Source organism: Intestinibacillus massiliensis (assembly GCF_900155735.1).
In the GTDB taxonomy this organism is placed as follows: Bacteria; Bacillota; Clostridia; order Oscillospirales; family Butyricicoccaceae; genus Intestinibacillus; species Intestinibacillus massiliensis.
This window is the reverse complement of the sequence record NZ_LT707051.1, coordinates 39,557-48,286: the sequence shown is the minus strand read 5'-3', so window position 1 is coordinate 48,286 and position 8,730 is coordinate 39,557. Positions and strand designations below refer to the sequence as shown.

The following is an 8,730-nucleotide window of genomic DNA, read 5'->3' as shown; positions in this document are numbered from 1 at the left end:
CGCGGCGGCGGCCGGGGGCGTGCTGCGCGTGACCCTGCCGGACGGGCAGGAAGAGGTGACGCTCGAGGCGCAGGTCGAGCTGGGCGCGGACGCGCTCGGCTTTATCGAGGCGGACGGCACGAACCGCTGGGACGGCCTGACGCTCACGGTCACGGGCGTGCGCCCGCTGGAGGACGGCCAATGAAAACACAGACGGAAATCCATTACATGCTGGTCGACCCGGGCGCGGCGGGGGACGGCGTGCCGTCCGTCACCACAAAACAGCCGTGGGTCAATGTATCGCAGCTCCACGACGAGGACGACACGCACGTCATGGCGAAATGGGGCACGCTCGAGCCGGGCCAGTTCGTGCTGGACGGCACGGCGGCCATGTTCCCCGACGACCCGGCCGCGCAGGATATGGGGCTGTGGTCGGCGGGGATGAGCGGCGCGGACGGCCGGTTCACCGCCCCGCCCGTGCTGACCGTGGCGTTTTCGCAGCCGCACACCTCGCTGGGTATCACGTTCGTGTTTGCCGAGCCGACGGGCGACTGGTGCGACGACCTGCACCTGGCATGGTACGACGCGGCGGGCGCGGTGCTGGCCGAACAGGATTTTGCGCCGGACAGCGCCTCCTATTTCTGCGACCGGCTGGTGCACGACTATTACAAGGTCGTCGCGACGTTCCGCAAGACGAACAAGCCGCGCCGGTACCTCAAGCTGTTCCGCGTGCGCTACGGCGTGGTGGAGCACCTGACGGGCAGCGGCCTGACGGAAGCGTCCCTGCTCGAGGAGGCCGACCCGACGAGCATGACCGTGAGCGTCAACACGCTGCGGTTCGGGTTCTACGCGGACAGGCGGTTTGACCTGCTCGATTTGACGGGCGTGTATGCGGTGTTCCAGCAGCAGCAGCGCGTGCGCGTGCGGCAGGCGGTGGACGGCGTGACGCGCGAAATGGGGCTGTTTTACACCGACGTGCCCGAGGTACAGGATGAGCGCGTCGTCACGATCGACTGCATCGACCTCGTGGGCGTGCTCGGCCAGACCGAATACCTGGGCGGCCTGTGGCTGGACGGCATCACGGCCGGGGCGCTTATCCGGGAGATCATGACGTCCGCGGACGCGGCGGCGTATTACGAACTCGCGCCGTCGCTTGCCGGTATTGTCATAAAAGGCTATTTGCCGATCTGTACGCACCGCGAGGCGCTGCAGCAGGTGGCGTTTGCGCTCGGCGCGGTGGCGTCCTGCGCGCGGTCGGACAACATCCGGATTTACCCGCTGCCGCCTGCCACGTCCACGATCACGCCGCACGACAAGGCGGCCGGGCACCGGCAGGTGCAGCGCGGGTATGTGTCCGGCGTGGAGGTCTACACCCACAATTATGTGCCCGCGCGCGATGTAACCGAGCTGTTCAAGGCAACCTGCAAGGCGGGGACGGAGTTCGTGCGGTTCAGCAGCCCGGCGGCAAGCCTGTCCTGTTCGGGCGCGTCGATCGTGGAGAGCGGCGTCAATTACGCGAAGCTGAACGTGCCGGCGGCGGGGCAGGTCGTGCTGTCCGGCAAGCCCTACGACGACCAGACGAGCCTTGGCGGCAGCGTATACGCCGCGGTGATGCCCGCCGGCGCGCGGGCAAGCGTCAAGACCGTGGAGGGCTGCACGCTTACCGCAGACCCGCAGGCCGTGGCGCAGGGCTTGTACGATTTTTACCAGCAGCGCATCGAGGACACAGGCGACCTGTTCCCGGTGGACGCGGCGGCGGGCGAGGTGGTGCGCGTCGAGACCGCGGGCAGCCATACCCTGACCGGCATGGTGGAAAGCCTGGACATTGACCTGCTGGGCGGCGGCATTGCAAAGGCGGTGGTTGCGGGTGGCTGAAATGGATTGGAACCACGCGCCGGACAGCTTTTTAAGCGCCGCCGACCTCAACCGCATCGAGACGCAGACCGCCTTCCTACGCGGCCGGCTGGAGGGCTACGGCTACAGCATCGCCTTGTCGTGCAAGACCGACTGGCAAGAGGGCGCGTTCCCGGCGGCGGCGGAACTCGGGCGCATCAGGGAGAACATCAACGCCCTGCAGGCCGGATTCTACAGCCTGCCGGACTGGCGGGAGATCGCAAGGAAGTACCTGTCCGGCGGGCAGGAGGCGCTCGACGCGGAGATTTTGAACGCCGAGGAATGGGATTTGCACGCGCTGGGCGTGTGGGTGGACAGGATGGCGGCGGCGTTTGTGTACAGCGGGGAAATTTTCAGTGGGGAGGTTTGAGCATGAAAGACAGGATTCCGGGGAAGCCCGGACGGGTGGAACTGCGGTATGACGACGGGACGAAGGTGCAGGTCACAATGACCAGGGCGGACGAGCCGGTGGAGGAGGGCACGCCGCTGTGTAAGGCGACGATTTTGCCGGATAATGTATGTGCGGCGCTGGGACTTGATTCAGACAGTGCAGAAATTAAGGATGCATGGCTTTCGATGATCCGGCTTTCGGGAAATACCGCGCTTTCCATCCGCGTTTTGTGGACGGACGGAACGCCGATGGCCGGGGTGAAGATAGAGGGGCTGACGGGCGTTAATTCCGAGCTAACCTATACAAACAGCGACGGATTTGTGACGTTGCTTGTGGAGGCCAAGTCTTACACGCTATCGGTGCCGTCGGTTTCCTATTTTGACACCTATATCCCTGCGCAGAGCATTACTTTAAAAACAGGGGAAATACAAAGTATTACCCTGCGGGCTGCCCATAAATATACGGAGGGCGGGGTTGCAAGTATAACATCTTCCCAAAGCATCAAATTTAGCAAGGACATCCAGGCCGTCGACGTGGCCTTAATTGGCGGCGGCAGCGGCGGCAGCGGCGGCCAGGGTGGAGGAGGATCGAGTAGATCTAGTTCAACAGGCGGCAAAAGTGGAAGCAAGGGGGGCAATGGCGCGATACAGCAAGCATCAAATATAAAGATTGTGCCAGATCAGAACTATCCAATTTCGATAGGCGCGGGAGGTAATGGTGGAGTTGGCGGAACTGGTGGTGCCGGTCAACCGGCTAATGGCTATACCGTTGTAGAAGGTTCACCAGGAAGTACTGGGGCGACAGGCGGGCAGACTACGGCGTTCGGTTATTCCGCCGCCGGAGGAATATTTGTTAATGGGACAACATCGTCTGGCGGCGCGGCACCAAGCACAGCAAGTAAGGGTAACAGTGGTTCATCCGGTGTTGTCAGTACTACCGAAAATGTGTCGCTTTTTAATGGCGGATATACGCTTACCCGTACAGCGACGGGCAGAGGCGGAGGCGGCGGTAGCGGTGGGATGAGCGGGTATGACGGCGGGACGGGTGGCGCATGCGGAACAAGAACCGGCGGTGCTGGCGTGACAGGTATGTCAGGATCAAGTCTTGGCGGCGGCGCGGGAGGTGGTGCAGGTGCATACACCGGTGGCAATGGATCCGGGGCCGAGGGCGGTAATGGATCTACCGGGGAGCGCGGGACGTATGGTGCTGGCGGCGGTGGCGGTGCTGGCGGCGGTGGCGGCGGCGCTAATACCAACAAATTAAATGTTGGTGGTGCAGGCGGCCAAGGCGGCAGCGGAGGCCAAGGCGGTGGCGGCATAGTATGTGTCCGTTTGCATTACACGGCGTAAGGGGAGAGTTTATGGATTTTTGCATCGTATCAGAGGAAAACATCATCACCAACATGGTTGTGGCCGACAGTGCCGACGCGCTTCCGGGAGTCGAGATGCGAGAAAGCTATGACGGGGCATGCATCGGCGCCCCCTATGACCCGCCGCGCGTTTATACCGCCATGGAATGCATCTATCAGGAGATGACGGACATGCATCTGGACGACATTGAGCACGGCCAGCAGATCACCGACGAGCAGCTTGCCCGCATCGAACTGGGGCAGCGTCAGACAGACATTGAACTTTCTATCTTAGGAGGGACACAGCATGTATGAGGACATCAAGAAGCGCTATGGGATGGGCTACATCCGCGACGACCAGTTGCAAAAGTACGTCGATCTGGGCGTAATTACCCAAGAACAGGCGGATAGCATTAAAATGATAAAATATTCCTGTGTGGGGCGCTGAACCCGCAATAACAATCCGCGTGCCCGGGGTGGAGGTGGCGGATCGGGTTCACAAAGCCCCGCTGCAGGAGGCAATGGAGGTACCGGAGGTGGTGGCGGTGGCGGTGGATACTGCTGGACTGGCTCTAGGGGGATTAGCGGTGCGGGCGGAAAAGGGGGAAGTGGGTTGGTGATTATTTATGGCTGATTATGCAATCCTAAAGAACGGCATATGCATCAACATCATTACAGCAGATGATGCGTTTGCAACAGCAATAGGCGGCGTTGCCTTGCCGCAAGAGTTTGGTATAGGGGATAGTTGTATCGACGGCAGATGGAAGAAACGTCCGGATGTTGTCACAGAGCGCATCCCCACCCTCTCCGACCGCCTAACCGCCCTGGAAGCCGCCATGCTGGAGGTGATGTCGCATGTATGAGTTCATCCGCATCCAGTACCAGCTCGGCCAGCTTACCGCCGGACAAGTGAAGACCTACGTCCCGAAGTGGATCACGGAGGGCGAGGCAAATACAATCATTAACGGACAGGGCTAACGCCCGGAAAGGACAAGACCATGGAAAACTACTACATTGGCCACATCGCGGAGATTACGAAGATTGCGAACGAGAATGGCAAGGACTGGGGCGTCGCGGTCAGCATGTTTGACGCCAAGTACGGCACGCCGGAGGGCTGCGAGGAGCAGCGCCGGGCGTTCTTCGACTACGTGCGCGGCAAGGCGTTCCATGAGGACGGCACCCTGCGCGGTTATGTCTGGAAGGACGGCAGCGTCCATGACGAGCCGGAGCAGAAGCACAAGTAAGGCGGCGAGGGGCGGGCAACCGCCCCAACCCTTTTGGGAGGACATATGCAGGAATTACTATTGCCGCTGCTGACCGGTGCGTGCGGGGCGGCGATCATCAAGGTGCTGGATAACGTGATCATGTGGAAACTGAGCCGCAAGGACGCGGGCGACGCCAAGTTCAAAGCCCTGCAGGAGGGACAGCGGGTGATCCTGCTTGACCGCATCCAATACCTATGCCGCTGTTATATCCATGATGACAAAGTGGACTTTGATGACCGGCGCAGGCTGCACAAGATGCACGATGCCTACCACGCCCTGGGCGGGAACGGCGACCTTGATACACTTATGGCGGCAGTAGACGAACTGCCGGTAAAATAGGAGGTTACATATATGGATTTTGGTTTTACAGCAATCCCTGCGATTACCGTGATCTGTTACCTGGTTGCGCATGTGGTCAAAGCGACGAAACTTGACAACAAGTGGCTGCCGATCGTATGCGGCTGTGTCGGCGCGCTGCTCGGCGTGGTGTCGATGAACGTCATGCCGGACTACGGTGCGGGTGACCCGATCACGGCGGTTGCGATCGGTATTGTCAGCGGCCTGGCCGCGACGGGCGTCAACCAGATTGCCAAGCAGTTGGGCGGGAAATAAAAAAGCCCCGGAGGGTATCCTCCAGGGCGAACATTGACGAAAGACGGCGTGTTTGGTATAATTCGGTTAAGGCGCTGTCAACAGACGGCACACCGGGTCGAAACCCGGCGTACAAAGCGCAACCGCCGAAAGGCGGCTCTTAGCGCGACGTAGGCGGTTGGCCACTCCCTTGCGAAAGGGGGTGATAGCTTTTGTGGGCTAAGGTTCTTAGAATCTGCGTATGCACGGCATTCTTGCTATACATACTCTCCATAAATGCGAAATAACCGCCCCTCCAGCCAAGAGTTAGCGGTTATTTCATAACACTTCTCTAGGGCTAACCGTCTGCCGACAGCGCCCCTTTTCTATGATTATTATACCATCCTACCTGCCTTTGTCAAGGCGGGGATTTTTTATGGAAGCGGGGTGTAACAAGTGACGATTCAAACCAAGACCGCCCACGCATCGAACTACAAGGCCGCAAGCCGCAGCGCGGCGGACATCGGTTTTATCGTCGTCCACTATACCGGCAACCGGGGCGACACCGCGAAGAATAACGCGGATTACTTCGCCCGGACGGCTGGGCTGGAAGCTTCGGCGCACTACTTTGTCGATGAGCATGAAGCCTGGCAGAGCGTGCCGGATAAAGACGTCGCCTGGCACGTCGGCGCGCGCAGCTACGTGCACAAGACTTGCCGCAACGCGAACAGCATCGGCGTGGAAATCTGTATGCTCGACAAGGCCGGACGCGTGCGGCAGGGCAGCATCGACAACGCGGCCAAACTTGTCCGTGAGCTGATGGCGAAGTACGGCGTGGACAGCGGCCATGTGCTCCGGCATTACGACGTGACCGGCAAGGACTGCCCTGCGCCGATGGTGGCTGACCCGAAGCTGTGGGCGGCGTTCAAACAGGCAGTCACAAAGCCGGAGAAGATCGAGGAGGACGACGATATGTATACGGTTTACAAGACCATCCAGGATGTGCCGGATTGGGCGCGCGATTGCGTAAACGACCTGATCGCTAAAGGGTATCTCAAGGGCGACGGCGACGGGCAACTCGACCTGGAGCATTACATGCTGCGCGGGCTGGTGATCAACTGGCGCGCCGGGCTGTATAAGTGAAAATAGGCATGCGAAAGCCCCTCTGGCCTGATGGCTGGAGGGGCTTTTTGCCTGCACGCTTGCAAACCGCAGGGGGGATCACGGGAGCAGTAATTGAAAGCGTTTTAGGATGCCTGAAAATTGCCCGTTCCATTGGTTCATAAGCATATCGGTATTTTCGTCGGAAAAATAATTGGTGAGGAAGGCTGTGTAGCAGCGCAAGACGTCTTCTTTTGGCGCATCGTTTTGGTAGGCGTCCAACAATGCGGGGAACCCTTCTGTCCGCATGATGTGTTGGCAGACTGTCTCAATGTGGGCATGCTTTTTGGCATAAGAACCGGATTTGGCCGGCACTGTGCGGTCAGCACTGCCCCTCAAGAGGGTTAATTTATGAATGATATCGTGGTTTTTTAAGTTCTCCCGGTTAAAGGTTTCGTTTATCAGCACGAAATTGGACCAATGCCGGTGGCCGTCCGACCAGGCCGGGCAAGCGCTAAAGTCGTCCGCCGAGAACGTGTGCTCCGTATTGGGGAGGGCATGCCCCTCCTGGTATCCGGCGGAATGCCAGACAACCGTGTGCGATTGGTTGACCAGTAAATGCTCTGTGTTATAGTCGCTGGGGAACAGGCGCAGTTTGATCGTAAGGTCGCTGTCTGCCCCGGCGGGGGTATTTGCAGACACGATGCTGAAATAGTCCAATATGGTATAGAACTGCTTGCGTGCATCCGCGTTCCGCATGATTTTGTTGCCGATCTCGACATCGGTCCCACCGGCGTAGTCTAAGATCTCCTTCATGAACTGCATCAGGTAGCCTTGCCCGGCGTTTAGCTTGTAAATAAGGCCGTTGGCGAGATCCCCGCGTTTCCTTGAATTGCAGGCCTTGGAGAAAAGGAACATGTAGATATAGTATAAGTAGGCAAACCCCTCGAGCTGTGCACAAGATAGCTTGTCCGCCGGGCTTTTCCGGCAGTTTTGGTCGATGAAATAGAATAGGGGGAGTTTGAACAGGTTTTGTTTGCAGGCCATAATATCCTGGAATATAACTGCCAATTCCCGGAACCGCTCGCGATGGTTCCCGATTACCTGGGGCGTTGCCGTCATAACGCGGGTAAAGCAGTAATTAATTATCTTTAGGTCATTTGAAAAGGACAAAAGGTTTTGCTGATAGGTTTCGATATCCGTAAGCAGGTTGATAACCTTGTTAGAGGTGTTATAGCTGTGTATAATGATATTTTCGCCGCCGATCGTGAGTTCCGTGTTGATATCCTGCCGCAGGTCCTTCGTAGCCTCCTGCGTGAGCAGGTAAAAATGCAGGAAATGATCCATGCGCGCGGCTTTAAACAGCTTGTCCATGCAAAAGAACTGTTGCTTAATGGAACGCCACAATGTCTTGATTTGATCCTGCTGCCAGGACGTTTTACAAATGGCAAAACAATGCCCTTTAAAAATATCCTCTGGGTCGAGGCGTTGCGCCTTTTCATTAATATCGATATAAATTTCTTCGGAGGAACCCTGTTGCAGGTTTTCGGGGTTCTTTTGGGCAAAAAGGAGCATTTCACAGTCCAGGAGCTGCGACTTATATTGGTCAAGCGTCGTGTATGGGTTCCGGCGGCGGTATTCCCTTAGCTCGGTTTCAATGATGTCCCAGGCCTCGTGGAACTTATTTGCCTGCCTGTAAATATCGGCGTCGGGTTCTATCCCCAGGCGGATCTTCTTGCGGCCATCTTCTGCGGTAAAGAAGTGCAGGTATTCCCCGACGCTCTCGTTTTCCAGCCGGAAGTGCAGGCGGCCCCCTATTTCACAGGTGATGAGATCCTCGATTTCATGCTGCGTCGCAACCTCGCCCTCTTCCGCGCAGGCGTTATAGAGCTGCGCCAAGATCAGGATCGTGGTGGTGAGCCGCTGCTGCCCGTCCACTAGGGAAAGGTACTGCCCTTCGGGCACTTCCGTTGTAATGATACCCAGGAACTTGTTCCGCACCAGCACGTTGTCGACATAGGTTTTGATCTTTGATTTCTCCCATTTATATTCCCGCTGATAGGCGGGAATGGATAAGAGCATCCGCTGCGGATGCATAAACCTGCGGAAGTCATCGGATTTGTTGTGAAAATCCAACTTTAGTAAGTTGTTGACCGTTACAATGGTAGACTCTAGCCCCATAT

Annotated in this window: 13 protein-coding genes; 12 read left to right on the top strand and 1 reads right to left on the bottom strand. The window is 58.1% G+C overall.

Translation table 11 applies throughout. The annotated features are described in order from the left end of the window. From CZ203_RS14465 to CZ203_RS03245, 12 genes are all read left to right on the top strand, one after another. Window positions 1-184: hypothetical protein (locus CZ203_RS14465; RefSeq protein ID WP_159456342.1), on the top strand; the 184-nt coding region annotated here is incomplete at its 5' end. Further along, window positions 181-1,854, top strand: coding sequence for a hypothetical protein (locus CZ203_RS03300; RefSeq protein ID WP_087064759.1), 1,674 nt, complete (start codon window positions 181-183; stop codon window positions 1,852-1,854). The genes CZ203_RS14465 and CZ203_RS03300, both read left to right, overlap by 4 nt. After that, window positions 1,847-2,242: a hypothetical protein gene (locus CZ203_RS03295; RefSeq protein WP_087064758.1), complete on the top strand. Its 396-nt coding sequence runs from the start codon at window positions 1,847-1,849 to the stop codon at window positions 2,240-2,242. Before CZ203_RS03300 ends, CZ203_RS03295 begins: the two co-directional genes overlap by 8 nt. 2 nt (window positions 2,243-2,244) lie before the next feature. Further along, a complete protein-coding gene (locus tag CZ203_RS14460; RefSeq protein WP_087064757.1) occupies window positions 2,245-3,612 on the top strand; it encodes a hypothetical protein in 1,368 nt (455 codons plus the stop codon). 11 nt (window positions 3,613-3,623) lie between these two features. Then, the gene (locus CZ203_RS03285) at window positions 3,624-3,926 is read left to right on the top strand and encodes a hypothetical protein (protein WP_087064756.1); all 303 of its coding nucleotides are present in this window, start codon (window positions 3,624-3,626) and stop codon (window positions 3,924-3,926) included. After that, window positions 3,919-4,059, top strand: coding sequence for an XkdX family protein (locus CZ203_RS03280; RefSeq protein WP_087064755.1), 141 nt, complete (start codon window positions 3,919-3,921; stop codon window positions 4,057-4,059). Before CZ203_RS03285 ends, CZ203_RS03280 begins: the two co-directional genes overlap by 8 nt. A gap of 178 nt (window positions 4,060-4,237) precedes the next feature. Next, window positions 4,238-4,474: a hypothetical protein gene (locus CZ203_RS03270; RefSeq protein WP_087064753.1), complete on the top strand. Its 237-nt coding sequence runs from the start codon at window positions 4,238-4,240 to the stop codon at window positions 4,472-4,474. Further along, window positions 4,467-4,589 carry an XkdX family protein gene (locus CZ203_RS03265; RefSeq protein WP_087064752.1) on the top strand — a complete coding sequence of 41 codons (123 nt, stop codon included), beginning with the start codon at window positions 4,467-4,469 and terminating at the stop codon, window positions 4,587-4,589. The genes CZ203_RS03270 and CZ203_RS03265 overlap by 8 nt, the downstream gene beginning before the upstream one ends. Before the next feature lie 20 nt (window positions 4,590-4,609). Continuing rightward, on the top strand, window positions 4,610-4,855 hold the full coding sequence (locus CZ203_RS03260) for a hypothetical protein (protein WP_087064751.1): 246 nt from the start codon (window positions 4,610-4,612) through the stop codon (window positions 4,853-4,855). A 45-nt stretch (window positions 4,856-4,900) separates the two neighbouring features. Next, window positions 4,901-5,215 carry a hypothetical protein gene (locus CZ203_RS03255; RefSeq protein WP_087064750.1) on the top strand — a complete coding sequence of 105 codons (315 nt, stop codon included), beginning with the start codon at window positions 4,901-4,903 and terminating at the stop codon, window positions 5,213-5,215. A gap of 12 nt (window positions 5,216-5,227) precedes the next feature. Further along, window positions 5,228-5,488: a phage holin family protein gene (locus tag CZ203_RS03250; RefSeq protein ID WP_087064749.1), complete on the top strand. Its 261-nt coding sequence runs from the start codon at window positions 5,228-5,230 to the stop codon at window positions 5,486-5,488. A gap of 414 nt (window positions 5,489-5,902) precedes the next feature. Further along, the gene (locus CZ203_RS03245) at window positions 5,903-6,589 is read left to right on the top strand and encodes a peptidoglycan recognition protein family protein (protein ID WP_235847449.1); all 687 of its coding nucleotides are present in this window, start codon (window positions 5,903-5,905) and stop codon (window positions 6,587-6,589) included. A 78-nt stretch (window positions 6,590-6,667) separates the two neighbouring features. On the opposite strand, the gene CZ203_RS03240 is transcribed toward CZ203_RS03245, so the two are convergent. Next, the gene (locus tag CZ203_RS03240) at window positions 6,668-8,728 is read right to left on the bottom strand and encodes a GmrSD restriction endonuclease domain-containing protein (protein WP_087064748.1); all 2,061 of its coding nucleotides are present in this window, start codon (window positions 8,726-8,728) and stop codon (window positions 6,668-6,670) included. Between the last annotated feature and the right edge of the window lie 2 nt (window positions 8,729-8,730).

Bases quoted from the DNA above. Each gene is read 5' to 3' on its own strand.
- CZ203_RS14460 (WP_087064757.1), top strand. From the start codon at position 2,245: ATGAAAGACAGGATTCCGGGGAAGCCCGGACGGGTGGAACTGCGGTAT.
- CZ203_RS03270 (WP_087064753.1), top strand. From the start codon at position 4,238: ATGGCTGATTATGCAATCCTAAAGAACGGCATATGCATCAACATCATT.
- CZ203_RS03260 (WP_087064751.1), top strand. From the start codon at position 4,610: ATGGAAAACTACTACATTGGCCACATCGCGGAGATTACGAAGATTGCG.
- CZ203_RS03265 (WP_087064752.1), top strand. From the start codon at position 4,467: ATGTATGAGTTCATCCGCATCCAGTACCAGCTCGGCCAGCTTACCGCC.
- CZ203_RS03280 (WP_087064755.1), top strand. From the start codon at position 3,919: ATGTATGAGGACATCAAGAAGCGCTATGGGATGGGCTACATCCGCGAC.
- CZ203_RS03255 (WP_087064750.1), top strand. From the start codon at position 4,901: ATGCAGGAATTACTATTGCCGCTGCTGACCGGTGCGTGCGGGGCGGCG.
- CZ203_RS03240 (WP_087064748.1), bottom strand. From the start codon at position 8,728: ATGGGGCTAGAGTCTACCATTGTAACGGTCAACAACTTACTAAAGTTG.
- CZ203_RS03300 (WP_087064759.1), top strand. From the start codon at position 181: ATGAAAACACAGACGGAAATCCATTACATGCTGGTCGACCCGGGCGCG.
- CZ203_RS03285 (WP_087064756.1), top strand. From the start codon at position 3,624: ATGGATTTTTGCATCGTATCAGAGGAAAACATCATCACCAACATGGTT.
- CZ203_RS03250 (WP_087064749.1), top strand. From the start codon at position 5,228: ATGGATTTTGGTTTTACAGCAATCCCTGCGATTACCGTGATCTGTTAC.